The organism is Nonomuraea sp. NPDC052265, assembly GCF_044547985.1.
Taxonomy (GTDB): Bacteria; Actinomycetota; Actinomycetes; order Streptosporangiales; family Streptosporangiaceae; genus Nonomuraea.
Map to the genome: position 1 here is coordinate 43,409 of NZ_JBIUBJ010000024.1, position 18,332 is coordinate 61,740.

Consider the following 18,332-nt stretch of genomic DNA (forward strand, 5'->3'; position numbering starts at 1 on the left):
ATGCTCCTCCATATGGGATTCTTGCGCATCCGCACCACGGTGGACGAGCGACCCGGACGGCTGGCCTCGCTGGCCTCGGCCCTGGCCGCCAGGGGCGGCAACATCCTCGGCCTGAGCGTCCAGTCCGACGCCGACGGCACCGTCGACGAGTTCGTCGCCGACATCCCGGCCGCCCCCGAGGTCGTGCGCGAGGCCCTGGAGGCCGCCGGCGGCCGGCGCGTCCAGGTGGTCCCGGCCACCGCCCACGAGCTGACCGACGAGCCGACCAGGGCGCTGCTGCTGGCCTCCAGGTTGCGTTCCATGCCCTGGCGGCTGCCCGAGCTGCTGGCCGAGCTGCTGCGCGCGGACGACGCCCGGTGGATCTACGGTGAACCGGTGAGCGACCTGCCCGACCCGACGCTGCTCGTCGTGCCCGTGGCGCAGCGGCGCGCGGTCCGGCTGCGCCGCTCCGGGCTGCCGTTCACGCTGACCGAGGCCGCGCGCGCGGCGTCCTTCGCCCGGCTCGCCCAGCCCGCGCCCGGCGAGGCTCCCGCCGAACACGCGCTGAAACTGGCCGACGGCGCCGAGGTCACCGTGCGCCCCCTCACCTCGATCTACCGTGAGGCCGTGCGCGACCTGCACGACAGGTGCTCGCCCGAGGCCCGCAGGTTCCGCTACTTCACCTCGATGCCCGCGCTGCCGCCGCGCACGTTCGACCGGCTCTGCGACCGCGGCAGGGGCTTCTCGCTGGTCGCCGGGCACGACGGCCAGGTCGTGGCCATGGCGAACCTGATGTTCACCCCCGACCCCGGCATCGCCGAGATGGCCTTCCTGGTGGAGGACCGCTGGCAGGGGCGCGGCCTGGGCACCGTGCTGGCCAGGATGCTGGTGAGGCAGGCTCGCGACCTGGGGTACGCCGAGGTCAGGGCCACCCTGCTGGCCGACAACGCGCGCATGCGCGGCCTGCTGACCACCCTGGGCGCCACGCTCGGCCGGACGGAGGACCCGGACGTCGTGGAGGCGCGGCTGCCGGTCGGCGCGCGGGCCTCAGCCTAGGCCCTCCTCGCGCGGCCCCTCCTGCTCCGGAGCCTCCCGAGGTTCCCCTGGACCGGCGGGCTCGGCGGCGGCCGGGCCGATGCCCAGGTGGCGTTCGATGCGTTCCAGGCTCTCCTCGATGCGGGTGAGCCGTTCGCCGAGCACCGAGCCGCCGCCGAAGTACACCTCGGTCGGGCGTTCCCTGGTGCCGCGGCCCACGCGGTCGATCAGGCGCTGCCGGAGGTCGGCCAGGTCGGCGCCGGTGTCCACCAGGGCCTGGGCGGCCAGCCCCTCGCCCTCCCTGATCAGCCCGAGCAGGATGTGCTCGGTGCCGATGTAGTTGTGGCGCAGTTGCAGCGCCTCGCGCAGGGACAACTCCAGCACCTTCTTGGCGCGCGGGGTGAAGGGGATGTGCCCGCTCGGCGAGCTGGCGCCGCGGCCCACCTCGCGCTCCACGAAGGTCCGTACGTTCTCCAGCTCCACGCCGCAGCCGTCGAGCACCAGCGCGGCCAGCCCCTCGCCCTCGCGGATGAGGCCCAGCAGGATGTGTTCCGTGCCGATGTAGTTGTGGCTCATCAGCCGCGCCTCCTCCTGGGCGAGGACGACGACCCTGCGCGCACGGTCGGTGAAGCGCTCGAACACCGGGGGCCTCCGTTCGACTGGGGCTGTCTCCACTATGCGCTACAAACCCCGGCGTGTGGGGTATTTGTCCTGTGTGGATCTTGACGAGGTGGCCGGCCGCCTCTACGCAGTCCCGCCGGCGGAGTTCACCGCCGCCCGCGCGGCCGAGGTGCGCGCGGCCAAGGAGGCGGGCGACGTACGGCTCTCGCGCGACATCGCGAAGTTGCGCAAGCCCACCGTCTCGGCCTGGGCGGTCAATCGGCTGGCCCGGGAGCACCCCGGTGAGCTGGCCGAACTGCTCGGCGTGGGGGAGCGGCTGCGCGCGGCCTGGCAGGCCCAGGACGCCGAGGCGCTGGGCGAGCTGACCCAGCGGCGCGGCGAGGTCACCGCCAAGGTGGCCAGGCTGGCCAGGCAGGCCGGCGGCCTGTCGGCGGCGGCCGCCTCGGAGGTGGACCAGACGCTGGACGCCGCCGTCGTGGACGCCGGCGCCGCCGACCAGGTGCGGGCCGGTCGGCTGGCCAAGCCGCTCAGCTACAGCGGCTTCGCGCCCGCCCCCGTCACCGCCCCCCGGCCCGCGCCCCGGACCGCGCCGCGCGGGCGCAAGCCGTCCGGCAAGGACGCGGCGGCCGAGGAGCGGGCCCGCGCGGAGACCGAGGCCCGGGAGGCCAGGGAAGCGAAGGAGACCAGGGAAGCGAAGGAGGCCAGGGCTCGCGAGCGGGAGGAGGCCGAGGCGGCCCACCGCGAGTGGACCGAGGCGCTGGAGTCGGTCACCCGCGAGTACGACGAGCGCGTCGAGAAGGTCGCCCGGCTGGAACGCAAGCTCGCCAAGGCCCGCAAGAAGCTGGAGGAGGTCCGGCAGCGCCTCCAGGTCACCCGCCGCGAGGAGCGCCACGCGCGGCAGCGACTGGGATAGTAAGGTGTACGAAACGGTTCCGTACACCAAAGGAGGGGCGATGACCCCCTGGACGCCAGCCGACATCCCGAACCTCACCGGCAGAACGGCCATCGTGACCGGCGCCAACAGCGGCATCGGCCTGCCCACCGCCCGCGAGCTGGCCCGGCACGGAGCCCGTGTCATCGTGGCCACCCGCTCGGCGGACAAGGGCGAGGCCGCCGTGGCGGAGATCCGGCGGGCCGTTCCGGAGGCCGACGTCGCGTACGGCGGCCTCGACCTGGCCGACCAGTCCTCGATCCGGCGCTTCGCCGCCACGGTGGACAAGGTGGACCTGCTGGTCAACAACGCGGGCATCGGCATGATCCCCCGCCAGGTGACCAAGGACGGCTGGGAGATGCAGTTCGGCACCAACCACCTCGGCCACTTCGCGCTCACCGGGCTGCTCCTGCCGCGGCTCCTGGCCGGTCCGGACGCCCGCGTGGTCACGGTCTCCAGCGCCGCGCACTCCATGGGCCGGCTCGACCTCGACGACCTCGGCCTGGAACGCGGCTACGGCCGGATGAGCGCGTACGCGCGGTCCAAGCTCGCCAACCTGCTCTTCACCCTGGAGCTCCAGCGCCGCGCCAGGACCGCCGGCACGGCCCTGACCAGCGTGGCCACCCACCCCGGTGCCACCGCGACCAGCATCTTCAAGGTGGGGCCCCTACAGCCCCTCCTGGGCCTGTTCCTGCAGTCGGCCGAGGCCGGCGCCACCCCCTCCCTGTACGCCGCCACCTCCCCGGCCATCACCGGCGGCGAGTTCGTCGGCCCGCGGACGAAGCTGCTCACGCCCTCGGAGACGGCCAGGTCCGAGGAGGTCGCCCGGCGGCTGTGGGAGGTGTCCACGGAGCTTACGGGCGTACGATTCGAGGAGATCGCCTATCGCTGAAGGACGTGATCGTGGCTCCACTCGACCCTGACCGCGCCCGGGCCATCCTCGACGCCACGATGGAGCTGCTGTCCGAGGTCGGCTACGACCGCATGTCGGTCGACCAGATCGCCAAGCGGGCCAGGGCCAGCAAGGCCACCATCTACCGGCGCTGGGCGGGCAAGCCCGAGCTGGTGGTCGACGTCATCTGCCGGCGGTTCGACATGGACGCGCCGCCGGGGGAGGACACCGGCTCGCTCCGCGGCGACCTGGTCTCGATCTTCCGTGGCCTGTGCGAGACGGTGGAGCGCAAGCACACGCTGGTCATCGGGCTGTCCTCGACGCTGGTGTCCAACCAGGAGCTGGCCCGCACGCTGCGCGCCCACATGCGGGTCACGAACCTCGGCGACGTGCGCGCGCTCGTCGAGCGGGCCCGAGGGCGCGGCGAACTGGGCGCGGACGTCGACGCCGCGCGGCTGTTCGAGGTCGCCGAGGCCCTGGTCTGGCATCGCATGATCTTCACGGGGCCGCCCTTCGACGAGCAGTTCGTGGCCGGGTCGGTCGACGGCGTGCTGACGCCGCTGGTGCTGGCCTGGTCAGCGCAGGCCGCGGGCTAGGCGGGCGCAGACGGGGAAACCCGTGGCGGCGTACGGGGCGGCCAGGCGGTCGTAGCAGGCCCTGACGCGGGCGGCGGTCTCCGGCGGCTGCCGGGCGATCGTCTCGAAGCGCGGGCCGCCCGCCCGCACGATGCCGGTCCACCAGGCGGCGACGTCCACCTGGTGCCGCCAGCGCAGCGTGCGCACGCCCACCTCCGTGAAGCCCGCCTGCGCCAGCAGCCCGGCGAACCGTTCCGGCCGGTCCACGGCGTCGAAGGGACGGGCCGGAGGTTCGTACGGGACTCCGGCCGCGGCCAGGGCCTCGGCGAAGACGTTCGTGGCCGTCATCTCGTCGGACTTCCACCAGGTCAGCGCGACGGCGCCGCCGGGACGCAGCACGCGGTGCAGCTCGGCGAGCGTCGCCGGGGTGTCGGCGACGTGGTTGACGACGAAGTTGCCCGCCACGGCGTCGAAGGAGGCGTCCTCGAACGGCAGGGCGGGCAGGGTGGCCCGGCCGACCGTGGCGCCGGGGTGGCGGCGGGCGACCAGCTCCAGCATGGCGGGGTCGGTGTCCACGGCAGTGACCTCGGCGCCGGTAGCGAGCGCGGCGGCCGTGACCACGCCGGTGCCGCACCCCAGGTCGAGCACCCGCTCCGGACGCTGCCCCGGGCCTCGGGCCAGGGCGGCGAGCAGCGGTTCGACGGTGTGCGAAGTGAGCCGCGCGAAGCCGCGGTCGTAGGCCTCAGGGTCCCTCACGGGCCACGAGCATACCCCGGAGCCCGAATCCTTACATCTTCACGTGAAATTTCGGCTCTTTCCCTGTTTTATGGCGAAATCTCGGGCTTATGGTCTTCGCCATGACCATCGACGCCTTCATCGACGCGCTTCCCAAGGTGGAGCTGCACGTACACCTGGTCGGCTCGGCCTCGGTCGCCACCGTGCTGGAGCTGTCCCGGCGCCACCCCGGAAGCGAGGTCCCGACCTCCGAGGAGGAGCTGCGCCGCTTCTACACCTTCCTCGACTTCCCCCACTTCGCCCGCGTGTACAAGGCCGTCAACAGCCTCGTCCGCGAGCCCGAGGACGTCGCCACCCTCGTCCTGGGCCTGGCCGGGGACCTCGCAGCGCAGGGCGGCCGGTACGCCGAGCTGCAGGTCACCCCGTACGCCCACCACGTGGTCGGCATGCCCATGCGCGAGGTGACCGAGGCCCTCGACCTGGCCGCCCGCCGTTCCCTGACCGACCACGGCGTGGAGATGGCCTACATCTTCGACATCCCCGGCGAGTACGGCGAGGAGGCCGCCCGGATCACCGTCGATCACGCCCTGCGCGAACCTCCCGCCGCATTGGTAGGTTTCGGCATCGGAGGCATCGAACAGGAGCGCCCCAAGTACCGCGACGCCTACCGCGACGCCTTCTCCGCCGCACGCGCCGCGGGCCTGCACAGCGTCCCGCACGGCGGCGAGATGAGCGGGCCCGAGACGATGTGGGAGGTCATCGAGGGTTACGGCGCCGAGCGCATCGGCCACGGCATCAACTGCCTGTCCGACCCCCGCCTGGTCGCCCACCTGCGCGACACCCAGCTCCCCCTGGACGTCTGCCCCACCTCCAACGTCTGCACCGGCCAGGTGCCCGACCTCGCCGCCCACCCGCTGCCCCGGATGCTGGAGGAGGGCCTGTACGTCACCCTCAACAGCGACGACCCGCCCATGTTCGCCACCACCCTGGCCGGCGAGTACCGGGCCGCCGCCCACGTGCTCGGGCTGGGCGCCCCCGAGCTGGCGCAACTCGCCCGCAACGCCGTCAACGCCTCCTACCTGGCGGCCGACCGCAAGCAGACGTTCCTCAAGGAGATCGACACCCTGACCGCGGGCGTCTGACCTCAGGGGGAGGCCAGGCGGCCCAGCTCCGGCGGGATCTTGCCGGCGGCCGCGCGGTCCAGCAGGAACAGGGTGCCGGCCCGGCCGCGCGCGCCGGCGGCCGGCACCTGGACGGGGCCCGAGTCCGACAGGGCCAGGCGTACCGCGCCCGACTTCTCCTCGCCGGCCGCCACCACCCACACCTCGCGCGCCGCCTGGATGGCGGGCAGGGTCAGGGAGATGCGGGTGGGGGGCGGCTTGGGGGAGCCGTGCACGGAGACGACCGGGCGGGTGTCGTACAGGGCGGGCATGCCGGGGAACAGCGAGGCCACGTGCGCGTCGGGGCCCATGCCGAGGAGCATGACGTCGAAGGCCGGCACCGGGCCGTGGTCCTCGGGGCGGGCCGCGGCGCGCAGCTCGGCGGCGTACGCCTCGGCCGACTCCTCGGCCGTCAGGCCCGCGTCGGGGCCGCGCATGACGTGCACCCGGGCGGGATCGACGTCCACGTGGTCGAGCAGCGCCTGGCGGGCGCCGGTCTCGTTGCGCTCCTTGTCGCCGGCGGGCACGAAACGTTCGTCGCCCCACCAGACGTCCAGGCGCCGCCAGTCGACGGCGTCGCGGGCGGGCGTGGCGGCGATGGCGGCCAGCGTGGCGATGCCGACCGTGCCACCGGTCAGCACGATCGAGGCCGACCCCTTGGCCGACTGCACGTCGACCAGGCGCGTGATGATGCGCGCCGCCACGGCCTTGGCCAGGACGTCGGCGTCGCGGTGCACGACAACGTTGGGAACGCTCACGACACTTCTTTCTGGAGTGGAGGGGGTCAGCCCTTGTACGTACGGGCGAAGCGCTTGACGGCGGCCTCGTAGACCTCGTCGCTGTCCAGCCGCCGCAGCTCCTCGGCCATCAGCTCGGAGGTGTGCCGCCTGGCCAGGGCCACGTTCCGGTCGGGCTGGCCGGGACGCGACAGCGTGGCCAGCCGGGCGTCGGAGCGCATGACCGTCAGCTCGCCGTCGCTCACCTGCAGCCGTACGGCGGTCAGACCGGGACCGGCGGAGTCGGCCACCTTGACCGGCGCGCCCAGCCGCTCCGACAGCCAGGCCGCCAGCAGCGGCGCGCTCGGGTGCCCGGGGCTGGCCTCCACCACGCCCTTGCGCACCTTGCCGACCGGCTGGTCGAACGCGGCGGCCAGCAGGCTGCGCCACGGCGTCAGCCGGGCCCACGACAGGTCGGTGTCGCCGGGGGCGTAGCCCTTGGCCCGGGTCACCAGCGACTTGGCGCCGCCGTCCTCGAAGCCCTTGGCGTCGGTGATGCGCCGCTGGGCCAGGGCGCCGATCGAGTCCTTGGACGGCACGTCGGGGGCCGCGCCCGGCCACCAGGCCACCACGGGCGTGTCGGGCAGCAGCAGCGGGCTGACCACGGAGTCGGCGTGCTGGGTCAGCTCGCCGTACAGGCGCAGCACCACGACCTCGCCGGGGGTGTTCTCGCCGATGCGCAGCTCGGCGTCGAGCCGGTTGGGCTCGGCCTCCTCACGCTTGATCACCACGATGACGCGCGAGGGGTGCTCGCGGGCCGCCTCGGTGGCGGCACGCAGCGCGTCGTACTGGTGGCGCTCCTCGGAGACCACCACGAGGGTCAGCACCATGCCGATGGCGGGCGCGCCCATCTGGTGGCGCAGCAGCATGAGCTGCGCCGAGATCTTGCCGGCCGTCGTGTCCGACAGCATGAAAGTCGTCACTAGAGTCTCCTCCACACGCGGCCGTCGCGCGCCATCATCGCGTCGGCCGACTCCGGGCCCCACGAGCCCGACTCGTACGCCTCGGGCTGTCCCTGCGTGGCCCAGAAGTCCTCGATCGGGTCGAGGATCGTCCAGGACAGCTCGACCTCGCGCTGGTGCGGGAAGAGCGGCGGGTCGCCGATCATGACGTCGAGCAGCAGCCGCTCGTAGGCCTCGGGCGAGGACTCCAGGAACGACTCGCCGTAGGCGAAGTCCATGGACACGTCGCGCACCTCCATGGCGGTGCCCGGGACCTTCGACCCGAACCGCACGGTGATGCCCTCGTCCGGCTGCACGCGGACGACCAGGGCGTTCTGGCCCAGGATCTCGGTGTCGGTCTTGCTGAAGGGCAGGTGCGGCGCCCGCTGGAACACCACGGCCACCTCGGTGACCCGGCGGCCCAGCCGCTTGCCGGTACGCAGGTAGAACGGCACCCCGGCCCACCGCCGGTTGGCGATCTCCAGCTTGATCGCCGCGTACGTCTCGGTGATCGACTCGGCGGGGATGCCCTCCTCCTGGAGGTAGCCGACGACCTTCTCGCCGCCCTGCCACCCGGCCGCGTACTGGCCGCGGGCGGTGTTGAGCCCCAGGTTGGACGGCAGCCGCACGGCCTTGAGCACCTTCTCCTTCTCCCGGCGCAGCGCCGAGGCGTCGAAGGAGGTCGGGTCCTCCATGGCGACCAGCGCGAGGAGCTGGAGCAGGTGGTTCTGGATCACGTCGCGGGCCGCGCCGATGCCGTCGTAGTAGCCCGCGCGCCCGCCGATGCCGATGTCCTCGGCCATGGTGATCTGCACGTGGTCGACGAAGCTGCGGTTCCAGATGGGCTCGTAGAGGTTGTTGGCGAAGCGCAGCGCCAGGATGTTCTGGACCGTCTCCTTGCCCAGGTAGTGGTCGATCCGGAAGATCGAGCTCTCCGGGAACGCCGAGTTGGTGATCTCGTTCAGCTCGTGGGCCGACTTCAGGTCGTGGCCGAACGGCTTCTCGATGACCACCCGCCGCCACGACCCCTCGGGCGCGTCGGACAGCCCGGTGCGCTTGAGCTGCTCGACCACCACGGGGAAGAACTTCGGCGGCACCGACAGGTAGAAAGCGTAGTTGCCGCCCGTGCCGCGGGTCTGGTCGATCTCGGCCAACGCCATCGCCAGCGCGTCGAAGGCCCCGTCGTCGGAGAACTCGCCGGGCACGAAATGGATGCCTTCGAGGATCTGCTTCCAGACCTCCTCGCGGAACGGCGTACGCGCGTGCGCCTTGACGGCGTCGTGCGTCAACTGGGCGAAGTCCTGGTCCTTCCAGTCGCGCCTGGCGAAACCGACCAGCGAGAAACCGGGCGGCAACAGGCCGCGGTTGCCCAGGTCGTAAATGGCCGGCAACAGCTTGCGCTTGGCCAGGTCGCCCGTCACGCCGAACAGCACCAGCACGCACGGCCCCGCCACCCGCGGCAGCCGCTTGTCACGTGGGTCGCGCAACGGGTTGGCCTCCGCGACCTCCAATGTCGTGGCGGTGTTCGCCACGGCCGCCGCCACCGCGACGACCTCTTCCTCAGGAGATGCCTGCTCAGTCATCTCAAACCTCCTGTGCGGCTGCGAGCAAATGCGCGACACCCGTCGCGCGGTCCGTCAAGTGCAGGCGTACGGCGGGCCGTCCGCGGGTCTCCAGCGCGGCCAGGTCGCCCAGCGCCTGCGCGAGCTGCAGCCGCCCCAGCGTGTACGGCCGCCCCGGGACCGCGACGTCCTCGGTCACCGCCCCCGTGATCTGCAGGAACACGCCGTTCTGCGGCCCGCCCTTGTGGTATTGGCCGGTCGAGTGCAGGAAACGCGGCCCCCATCCGAACGTCACCGGCCGGTTGGTGCGGATGGCGAGCAGCGCGCGCAGCGTGGCGGCGTCGGCCATCATCCACGCGTCGGTCATCTGCTCGAAGTCGGCGCCCTCGGGCACGGGCGCGTCGAAGGCGGCCAGCCGGTCGAGGTAGGCCATCACGGCCAGGTAGCCGCCGTGCGGGATGGCCTTCAGCAGCTCGGCCAGCACGCCGGGCAGGTCGTGCGAGCGGACCGCGCCGTAGACCTCGACGGGCCCGTCGACCAGCGTGGGCGCGCCGAGCGGCAGGTCGGGCAGGGCCAGCAGGGCCGCGGTGTTCTCCTTGGACTCGGCCACGTTCGGCTGGTCGAAGGGGTCGATCTCCAGCAGCAGCCCGGCCACGGCGGTCGCGTACTCCCAGACCAGGAACTGGCCGCCGAGCGGCCCGTCGACGCGTACGGCGCCGTCGTCGGACTCGATCGCGACGATCAGCTCGTCGCCGGTGTGGTTGGGGTCGGCGTTGACGATCGGCAGGATGCCCCTGCCCTGCTTGCCGGTGGACTCGGCGACGAGCTGCTCGATCCAGTCGGGCAGCCCGTTGATGCCGGAGAGCTGGTCCTCCAGCACGAGCTTGTCGCGTCCGGCCAGCGCCGCGCCGCCGAGCGCCGCGCCCAGGTCGAGGCCGGGGTTGCCGACGTCCTGGGACAGCAGCGGCAGCACCTCTTCGGCGTCGTCCAGCAGCCGCTCGACGTCGGCGCCGGCCAGCGCGCTGGGCACCAGCCCGAACGCCGACAGCGCCGAGTAACGGCCCCCCACGTCGGGAACGGCCAGCACCAGGTGGTAGCCGCCGTCGATGGCCCGCTGCTCCAGCGGCGAGCCGTGGTCGGTGACGACCACGATCCGGTCGGCGGGCGCGATGCCCGCCTCGGTGAAGATCTGTTCGTAGATGCGCAGGTGGCAGTCGGTCTCGACGGTCGAGCCGCTCTTGCTGGCCACCACCACGACCGTGGACTCCAGCAGGTCGCTCAGGGCCCGCCGGACCTGCGCGGGGTCGGTCGTGTCGAGCACGGTCAGCGGCACGTCGGCGGTCTGGCAGATCACCTCGGGAGCCAGCGACGAGCCGCCCATGCCGACCAGCACCACGTTCGTCAGGCCCTCGGCGCGTGCCCGCTCCACGAGCTTGCCCAGCTCGGGAAGGAGCTCGCGGGAGGTGCGGGGCAGCGTCAGCCAGCCGAGCCGGACCGCCGCCACCACCTCGGCGTCCTCACCCCACAGCGTGGGGTCGCCGCCGGCCAGCCGCGCGGGCACGCCGTCGGCGACGAGGCGCCCCGCGACGGAGGCGGCGGCCGCGGCCACCCCCTCCTCGCGGTAGGACACCTCGATCATGGCACCAGATTCTTGGTGACGCTTTCGAGCAGCTCGTTCCAGGACGCCTCGAACTTCTCGACGCCCTCCTCCTCCAGGACGCGCACCACGTCGTCGTAGTCGATGCCGGCGTCCTTGAGTGCGGCCATGGTGTTCCAGGCCTGCTCGTAGAAGGGGCGCACGGTGTCGCCGGTGACCTGGGCGTGGTCGGCCGTGGAGTCGAGGGTCTTCTCCGGCATCGTGTTGACGGTGCCGGGGGCGACGAGCTGGTCGACGTACATGGTGTCGGAGTAGTCGGGGTTCTTCACCCCGGTCGAGGCCCACAGGGGGCGCTGCGGACGGGCGCCCGCGGCGCGCAGGCGCTGCCAGCGCTCGGAGCTGACGACCTCCTCGTAGGCGGCGTAGGCCAGGCGCGCGTTGGCGATGCCCGCCTTGCCCTTCAGCTCCGGCTTGCCGAGCCTGTCGAGCCGCTTGTCGATCTCGGTGTCGACACGGCTGACGAAGAACGAGGCCACCGACTCGATCGTGGCCAGGTCGAGACCCTTGGCCTGCGCGGCCTCCAGGCCGGCCAGCCACGCGTCCATGACCGCGCGGTAGCGCTCCAGGGAGAAGATCAGCGTGACGTTGACGCTGATGCCCTCCGAGAGCGCCTGCGTGATCGCGGGCAGGCCCTCAAGGGTGGCCGGGATCTTGATGAACAGGTTGGGCCGGTCGACCATCCACCACAGCGCCCTGGCCTCGGCCACGGTCTTCTCGCTCTCGCGGGCCAGACGCGGGTCGACCTCCAGCGAGACGCGGCCGTCCACGCCGCCGGTGGCGTCGTAGACCGGGCGCAGCACGTCGGCGGCCCAGCGGATGTCGTACGTGGTGATCGCGCGCACGGCCTCCTCCACGGTGACGCCGCGTACGGCCAGGTCGTGGAGCTGGGCGTTGTAGGCGTCACCCTTGCTGAGCGCGCCGGCGAAGATCGTCGGGTTGGAGGTGACGCCGACGACGTTCTTCTCGCGGATCAGCTGGTCGAGGTTGCCCGTGCGCAGCCGCTCGCGGCTGATGTCGTCGAGCCAGATGGAAACGCCCTGGCCGGACAGCTTGTTGAGGTTGTCGCTCATCTTCTTCTCAGTTTCCCGTCGTCTCGCCCTTGTCCTGACCCAGCTTGGCGAGGCTCGCCTTGGCCGCCGCCGCCACGCGCTCGGCCGTGAGCCCGAACTGCTCGTACAGCGTCCTGTACGGCGCCGAGGCGCCGAAGTGCTCCAGGCTGACCACTTCGCCGCACTCGCCGACGAACTGGTGCCAGCCGAGCGCGACGCCGGCCTCGACCGCGACCCGAGCCCTGATCGCGCTCGGCAGGACGGTCTGCCGGTAAGCGGAGTCCTGCCCGTTGAACCACTCGACACACGGCATCGACACCACGCGTGTGGAGATGCCCTGCGCCTCCAGCAGCTCGCGGCCCTGCACGGCGACCTCGACCTCGCTGCCGGTGGCGATGAGGATCACGTGCGGCTGGCCGTCGGAGGCGTCACGCAGCACGTAGCCGCCACGGGCCACGCCGTCGGCGCTCGTGCCCTCGTAGACCGGCACGTTCTGCCTGGTCAGAGCCAGGGCGGCGGGACGGTCGGTGTGCTCCAGGATCGTCTTCCACGCGTACGCGGTCTCGTTGGCGTCGGCCGGGCGGACGACGTCGAGGCCGGGGATCGCGCGCAGCGCCCACAGGTGCTCGATCGGCTGGTGGGTGGGGCCGTCCTCGCCGAGGCCGATGGAGTCGTGCGTCCACACGTAGGTGACCGGCAGCTTCATCAGCGCGGCCAGGCGCACCGACGGGCGCATGTAGTCGGAGAAGACCAGGAACGTGCCGCCGTACGGGCGGGTGCCGCCGTGCAGGGCGATGCCGTTGAGGATCGCGCCCATGGCGTGCTCGCGGATGCCGAAGTGCAGCGTGCGGCCGTAGCGGTTACCGGGGAAGTCCTTGGTCTGGTACTCCTCGGGGATGAAGGACGGCTCGCCCTTCATCGTGGTCAGGTTCGACTCGGCCAGGTCGGCCGAGCCGCCCCACAGCTCGGGCAGCACCGGCGCCAGCGCGCCCAGCACCTCGCCGCTGGCCTTGCGGGTGGCCATCGAGGAGCCGGTCTCGAACTCGGGCAGGGCCGTGGCCCAGCCGGCGGGCAGCTCGCGGTGGGAGATGCGGTCGAACTCCTTGGCCCGCTCGGGGTTGGCCAGGCGCCATTCGGCGTAACCCTTGTCCCACTCGGCGCGGTCGTTACGGCCGCGGGCGACCACCTCGCGGGCGTGCTGGAGCACCTCGGCCGGCACGTCGAAGCTCTTGGCCGGGTCCATGCCCAGGATCTCCTTGGTCGCGGCGATCTCCGCCTCGCCCAGGGCCGCGCCATGGATCTTGCCGGTGTTCTTCTTGTTCGGCGCCGGCCAGCCGATGATCGTGCGCAGCCGGATGAAGGAGGGCCGGTCGGTCTCGGCCTTGGCCGCCTCAAGCGCCTCGTAGAGCGCCTGGACGTCCTCCTCGTACTCGCCGCCGGCGGTCCAGTCGACGCTCTCGGTGTGCCAGCCGTAGGCCTCGTAGCGCTTGACGACGTCCTCGGACTTGGCGATGAGGGTGTCGTCCTCGATGGAGATGTGGTTGTCGTCGTACAGGACGACGAGGTTGCCCAGCTTCTGGTGGCCGGCCAGGGCGCTGGCCTCGTGGCTGATGCCCTCCTCGATGTCGCCGTCGCTGACGATGCACCAGATGTGGTGGTCGAGCGGCGAGGAGCCGCGCTCGGCGTCGGGATCGAACAGGCCGCGCTCGCGGCGGGCCGCCATCGCCATGCCGACCGCGTTGCCCAGGCCCTGGCCGAGCGGGCCGGTGGTGGTCTCGACGCCGGCGGTGTGCCCGTGCTCGGGGTGACCCGGCGTCAGGCTGTCCCACTGGCGCAGCCGCCGCAGGTCGTCGAGCGTGAGGCCGTAGCCAGAGAGGTAGAGCTGGATGTAGAGCGTCAGGCTGGTGTGGCCGCACGACAGCACGAACCGGTCGCGGCCCGCCCAGTTGGGGTCGCTCGGGTCGTGGCGCATCACGCGCTGGAACAGCAGGTATGCGGCGGGGGCCAGGCTCATGGCGGTGCCGGGGTGACCCGAGCCCGCCTTCTCCACTGCGTCCATCGCCAGGGCCCGGACGACGTCGACGGCCTTCTTGTCGAGGTCGGTCCATTCAAGGGCTGGCACGAGTTCGGTGCTCAAGTGCTCGATCTCCGGAATCTAGTTGTCATTTGGCAGTACCTGTTGGCTATCCCGCCCACACGGGACCCTAACCGAGTGGAGCTGGCGATCGATTCCCCTTCCACCCTCGCGTGTCCACGAATGGCTCAAGCCCCCCATTGGCCGGACCGTCCGACCCTGCGACTACAGTTTGTTTGTTCGCAGAGGCGTCACGGCGCCACTCATCGATCCGCTCTAATCAGAGGTTACGCGTTGACTCCGCACAGGCTGGAAGCGCCTTGACGGTGCTGACCAACAGGCAGGCCACGGCCCCCTCGACCGAGCCCGGGGCGCCGCGCACGTTCGGCATGATCGTGAAGGCCTACGTCGCGCTCACCAAGCCGCGGATCATCGAGCTGCTGCTGATCACGACCCTCCCGGTGATGTTCCTCGCGGCCGGCGGCCTGCCGCCGCTGTGGAAGTCGGTCGCCGTCATGGTGTTCGGCACCCTGTCGGCGGGCAGCGCCAACGCGCTCAACTGCTACGTCGACCGCGACATCGACCAGAAGATGCGGCGCACCCGCCGCCGGCCGCTGGCCAGGCATCAGGTGTCGCCGCGCGGCGCGCTGGTTTTCGGGATCGTCCTCGGGATCTTGTCCGCCGTGGGCATGTGGGTCACCGCCAATTGGCTGGCCGCCCTGCTGTCCACCGGCGCGATCCTGTTCTACGTCGTCGTCTACTCGATGCTGCTCAAGCGCCGCACCGCCCAGAACATCGTCTGGGGCGGCATCGCGGGCTGCATGCCGGTCATGATCGGCTGGGCGGGCATCACCGAGCGGCTCGACTGGGCGCCCCTGGTGCTGTTCGGCGTGGTGTTCTTCTGGACGCCGCCCCACACCTGGACCCTCGCCATGCGCTACAAGGAGGACTACGCGGCGGCCAACGTGCCGATGTTGCCGGTGGTGGCCACCGAGCGGCGGGTCGTCCTGGAGTCCGTGGCCTACACCTGGGCGACCGTGCTGTGCTCGCTGGCGCTGTGGCCGGTGGCCCATACCACGCTGTTCTACCCGGTCGTCGCGACCGTGCTCGGCGTGGTCTGCCTGTGGGAGGTCCACCGCCTGCTGGCCCGGCTCAACGCCGGCAGGAGCGGCGTCGACCTGCGTCCGATGCGGTTCTTCCACTGGTCCAACGCCTACCTCGCGCTGCTCTTCCTCGCCGTCGCGATCGACCCGCTGCTGGCCTGATCCCCGTGACCGCCGACGCCGCCGGAGCGCATGTCCGGAGGGTGAGGAGTGCCTGTCCCGCGCGGGCGGCCCACACGGGCACCGGCCCTTCGATCCGTTAAAGTCACGGTATGGCGACCCGTGATCCACGCTGGGTGTTGAGGGACCGCCCGTCGTTCGCGTTGATCACCGGGCTGGTCCTCACCGGCATCTGCGCCCTGGTCTCGTTCTCCTTCGACGTGATCAACGGCGAGCCGGTGCAGTTCTTCATCGCGCTCGTGCTCGCCCTGGCGCCGGTGCCGCTGTTGCTGGCCGCCGTGCTGGCGCTCGACCGCATGGAGCCCGAGCCGCGCAGCAACCTGATCTTCGCCTTCGCCTGGGGCGCGGGCATCGCCGTACTGGTCGCCGGCGCGATCAACTCGCTCAACCTCCACTACTTCATCGACACCGCCAAGCTCTCGCCGACCAGCGCCCGCAACCTGGCGGCCACCTTCGGCGCGCCGGTGGTCGAGGAGACGATGAAGGGGCTGGTGCTGCTCGGCCTGCTCAAGTTCCGCAGGGCCGAGCTCGACGGGCCCACCGACGGCATCATCTACGCCAGCATGGTCGGCCTCGGCTTCGCCATGAGCGAGAACGTCAGCTACTACCTGTCGGCGCTCAACGGCAACGGCGTCAGCAGCCTGGCGGTCACCGTGGTGCTGCGCGGCATCCTGTCGCCGTTCGCCCATCCGCTGTTCAGCTCGATGATCGGGGTGGCCGTCGCGTACGCGGCCCAGCGCGAGGGGCCCGAGCGGGTCTTCCTGGTGCTGGCCGGCTGGTCGGGGGCGATGATCCTGCACGGCCTGTGGAACGGCCTGGCCTCCTACGGCGGCTTCCCCGGGCTCGTGGTGGCCTACCTGGCGCTGCTGGTGGTGCTCGTCGTGCTGATCGGCGTGGTGTTCAGGGACCGGCGGCGCATCGTCGCGCTCATCCAGACCTACCTGCCGCCGTACGAGCCGACCAAGCTGGTCGGGGTCGCCGACATCTACATGCTGTCCACGTTCGCCAGGCGCCGCCAGGCCAGGCAGTGGGCCAGGGCCTACGGCGGCAAGAAGGGCGTGCGCGCGATGCGCGACTACCAGCTCGCCGCCACCGAGCTGGGCCTGCTGCACGAGCGGGCGGCCCGCCACATCGTCGACGAGCAGGCCTTCCACGAGGAGCAGCGCGCCCTGCTGGAGTGCATGAGCACCGCCCGCGCCGACTTCCCGGTGCCGCCCGTGCACGCCCGCCGCGTGGCCAGGGGCACCCCGCCGCCCGGCTACGCGCCCGGCGCGCCCCGCTGAGCCAGGATCCGGGTCAGCGAGACCTCGCGCGGCCCGGGGTAGACCGGGTCGGAGTGCAGCAGCAGCGCGTCCACGACGGCCTTGCCCGTGGCCAGCAGTTCGCGGGTGGCGTAGACGTACGTGGTGGCCGCCCACCGGCGGGTGGAGTCGTCGCCCACGCCGAACGTCTCCAGCCCGGCCGTCCGGCACAGCGCCACGGCCCGCGGCAGGTGGAAGAGCTGGGTGACGACGGTGACGCGGTCGGCGCCGAACACCTCACGGGCCCGTAAGCAGGAGTCCCAGGTGTCGAACCCGGCGTAGTCGAGCACGATCACGCCCGCCGGCACGCCCCGGCGTACCAGGTAGTCGCGCATGGCGGTGGGCTCGTCGTACTCCTTGCGGCTGTTGTCGCCCGACAGCAGCAGCGCCCGTACCTTGCCCGCCCGGTAGAGCTCGGCGGCGACGTCGAGCCGGCGGGCCAGCATGGGCGTGGGCTGCGTGCCCCACAGGCCCGCGCCGAGCACCAGCGCGGCCTGGGCGGGCGGCACCCGGCCCAGCCAGCCGCCCGTGTCGGCCACCACGCGGTGCGGCGAGCTGTCGAGCCAGGCCCAGGTCATGGGCGCCAGCGCGAGCACGCTGACCAGCACCAGCCCCTGGTACGTGCGGCGCAGCAGCCTGCGCGAGATCGTGGGAAGTCGCAGCACACCCCATACCCTCGCACAAGAGGTCAGACCGTGGCGGGCGCTTCCGTGGGAGCGGCGGCGGCCGGGGCCTCCAGCGGGCCTCGGGTGCGCAGCGAGGTGACCGCCCGCAGCGCCGCGATCCACACCAGCGAGGCGCCGAGCACGTGCAGCAGCACCAGCGCGGCCGGCACGGCCAGGAAGTACTGGGTGTACCCGATCACGCCCTGGCCCAGCTCCACCACGAACAGCCCGAGCACGGCCCGCCTGGCCGCCCGCGGCGCGCCGGTCACGCGCAGCGCGAACAGCAGCGCGAACGTCAGGCCGACGACGACGTAGACGATGTCGGCGTGCAGCCGGGCCACGGTCTCGATGTCGAAGCCGAACCGGGAGGCGATGACGTCGCCCGAGTGCGGGCCCGTGCCGCTGACCACCACGCCCGCCACCAGCAGCACGGCCGTGGCCGCGAGCAGCGCGTAGCCGAGCCGCCGGACGTCGCGGTGGGCGACCCCGGCGGCCGGGCCGTCGCCCTCGCCGGCGCGGGCGTAGAGCATCCAGCAGGCGGCGATCAGGGCCATGGAGATCAGGAAGTGCATGCCGACCGTGAACGGGCTGAGCGCGCTCCTGACCACCAGCCCGCCCCACAGGGCCTGGGCCAGCACGCCCGCGGGCTGCAGCAGCGCCAGGCGCACCAGCACCCGCCTGCGCGGGGCCAGGCGCAGCGCCGCGAGCACGCACGCCGCGCCCACCGCGAGCACCAGGAACGTCAGCAGCCGGTTGCCGAACTCGATGAGCATCGTGAGCATCGACATCTCGGGATGGGCGATCGGCACGAAGCTGTCGGGAGTGCACCTCGGCCAGGTCGGGCAGCCGAGCCCGGAACCGGTCACCCGCACCCCCGCGCCGGTCACCGCGATGCCCGCGTTGGCCACCACGGAGGCCAGCGCCCAGCCGCGCATCGAGCGCGCGGTCGGCGCCCAGAACGAGAGCAGGGCGCGGACGAGGACGTTGGGCCGGCCGGCGGATTCCTTCACGTCAACGATGGTACGGGCCGGGGGGGACGGTCCCGTCAGGGGCTTCTCCCCAGCGCCGCAATGTGACATGTTACTCCTGGCGGCTT

The 18,332-nt window shown here is 72.1% G+C and carries 16 protein-coding genes and 1 pseudogene; 7 read left to right on the forward strand and 10 right to left on the reverse strand.

Going from position 1 to position 18,332, the window contains the following annotated elements; all coding sequences use genetic code 11:
* The first annotated feature begins 12 nt into the window (after positions 1-12).
* Complete coding sequence (locus ACIHAD_RS41490; protein WP_397360296.1) at positions 13-1,035, forward strand: GNAT family N-acetyltransferase; 1,023 nt, start codon at positions 13-15, stop codon at positions 1,033-1,035.
* Between the two features lie 204 nt (positions 1,036-1,239).
* Here ACIHAD_RS41490 and ACIHAD_RS41495 read toward each other — a convergent pair.
* Positions 1,240-1,656 (reverse strand): annotated as a pseudogene (locus ACIHAD_RS41495) (Clp protease N-terminal domain-containing protein); the annotation flags it as partial.
* Between the two features lie 73 nt (positions 1,657-1,729).
* Between ACIHAD_RS41495 and ACIHAD_RS41500 the strand changes: the two are divergent.
* From ACIHAD_RS41500 to ACIHAD_RS41510, 3 genes are read left to right on the forward strand one after another with little or no spacing between them, the layout of a single operon-like run.
* The gene (locus ACIHAD_RS41500) at positions 1,730-2,548 is read left to right on the forward strand and encodes a hypothetical protein (protein WP_397360297.1); all 819 of its coding nucleotides are present in this window, start codon (positions 1,730-1,732) and stop codon (positions 2,546-2,548) included.
* A 40-nt stretch (positions 2,549-2,588) separates the two neighbouring features.
* Entirely contained in the window at positions 2,589-3,458 is an 870-nt protein-coding gene (locus tag ACIHAD_RS41505) for an oxidoreductase (RefSeq protein ID WP_397360298.1), read from the forward strand.
* Positions 3,459-3,469: 11 nt separating this feature from the next.
* The gene (locus tag ACIHAD_RS41510; RefSeq protein WP_397360299.1) at positions 3,470-4,054 is read left to right on the forward strand and encodes a TetR/AcrR family transcriptional regulator; all 585 of its coding nucleotides are present in this window, start codon (positions 3,470-3,472) and stop codon (positions 4,052-4,054) included.
* On the opposite strand, the gene ACIHAD_RS41515 is transcribed toward ACIHAD_RS41510, so the two are convergent.
* Positions 4,034-4,789 carry a class I SAM-dependent methyltransferase gene (locus ACIHAD_RS41515; RefSeq protein ID WP_397360300.1) on the reverse strand — a complete coding sequence of 252 codons (756 nt, stop codon included), beginning with the start codon at positions 4,787-4,789 and terminating at the stop codon, positions 4,034-4,036. The genes ACIHAD_RS41510 and ACIHAD_RS41515 overlap by 21 nt on opposite strands.
* 101 nt (positions 4,790-4,890) lie before the next feature.
* Here ACIHAD_RS41515 and add point away from each other — a divergent pair, with 101 nt between their 5' ends.
* Complete coding sequence (gene add / locus ACIHAD_RS41520) at positions 4,891-5,910, forward strand: adenosine deaminase (RefSeq protein ID WP_397360302.1); 1,020 nt, start codon at positions 4,891-4,893, stop codon at positions 5,908-5,910.
* Between the two features lie 2 nt (positions 5,911-5,912).
* Here add and pgl read toward each other — a convergent pair whose 3' ends face one another.
* From pgl to tkt, 6 genes are read right to left on the reverse strand one after another with little or no spacing between them, the layout of a single operon-like run.
* The gene (gene pgl / locus ACIHAD_RS41525) at positions 5,913-6,686 is read right to left on the reverse strand and encodes a 6-phosphogluconolactonase (protein ID WP_397360303.1); all 774 of its coding nucleotides are present in this window, start codon (positions 6,684-6,686) and stop codon (positions 5,913-5,915) included.
* A gap of 26 nt (positions 6,687-6,712) precedes the next feature.
* Positions 6,713-7,627: a glucose-6-phosphate dehydrogenase assembly protein OpcA gene (locus ACIHAD_RS41530; RefSeq protein WP_397360304.1), complete on the reverse strand. Its 915-nt coding sequence runs from the start codon at positions 7,625-7,627 to the stop codon at positions 6,713-6,715.
* Positions 7,627-9,228 carry a glucose-6-phosphate dehydrogenase gene (gene zwf, locus ACIHAD_RS41535; protein WP_397360305.1) on the reverse strand — a complete coding sequence of 534 codons (1,602 nt, stop codon included), beginning with the start codon at positions 9,226-9,228 and terminating at the stop codon, positions 7,627-7,629. Before zwf ends, ACIHAD_RS41530 begins: the two co-directional genes overlap by 1 nt.
* Before the next feature lies 1 nt (position 9,229).
* Complete coding sequence (locus ACIHAD_RS41540; RefSeq protein ID WP_397360307.1) at positions 9,230-10,846, reverse strand: glucose-6-phosphate isomerase; 1,617 nt, start codon at positions 10,844-10,846, stop codon at positions 9,230-9,232.
* Positions 10,843-11,934, reverse strand: a complete 1,092-nt coding sequence (tal, locus tag ACIHAD_RS41545) for a transaldolase (RefSeq protein WP_397360308.1) — start codon at positions 11,932-11,934, stop codon at positions 10,843-10,845. The genes ACIHAD_RS41540 and tal overlap by 4 nt, the downstream gene beginning before the upstream one ends.
* A 7-nt stretch (positions 11,935-11,941) precedes the next feature.
* Complete coding sequence (gene tkt, locus ACIHAD_RS41550) at positions 11,942-13,972, reverse strand: transketolase (RefSeq protein WP_397360366.1); 2,031 nt, start codon at positions 13,970-13,972, stop codon at positions 11,942-11,944.
* 335 nt (positions 13,973-14,307) lie between these two features.
* Between tkt and ACIHAD_RS41555 the strand changes: the two genes are divergently transcribed.
* Together ACIHAD_RS41555 and ACIHAD_RS41560 are read left to right on the forward strand one after the other, a co-directional pair.
* Entirely contained in the window at positions 14,308-15,252 is a 945-nt protein-coding gene (locus tag ACIHAD_RS41555; protein ID WP_397360309.1) for a heme o synthase, read from the forward strand.
* Positions 15,253-15,362: 110 nt separating this feature from the next.
* A complete protein-coding gene (locus tag ACIHAD_RS41560) occupies positions 15,363-16,553 on the forward strand; it encodes a PrsW family intramembrane metalloprotease (RefSeq protein WP_397360310.1) in 1,191 nt (396 codons plus the stop codon).
* Here ACIHAD_RS41560 and ACIHAD_RS41565 read toward each other — a convergent pair.
* Positions 16,529-17,236: a vancomycin high temperature exclusion protein gene (locus ACIHAD_RS41565; RefSeq protein WP_397360311.1), complete on the reverse strand. Its 708-nt coding sequence runs from the start codon at positions 17,234-17,236 to the stop codon at positions 16,529-16,531. The two genes, ACIHAD_RS41560 and ACIHAD_RS41565, sit on opposite strands and share 25 nt — an antisense overlap.
* Before the next feature lie 23 nt (positions 17,237-17,259).
* Positions 17,260-18,246, reverse strand: a complete 987-nt coding sequence (locus tag ACIHAD_RS41570) for a heme A synthase (protein ID WP_397360312.1) — start codon at positions 18,244-18,246, stop codon at positions 17,260-17,262.
* Positions 18,247-18,332 lie beyond the last annotated feature (86 nt).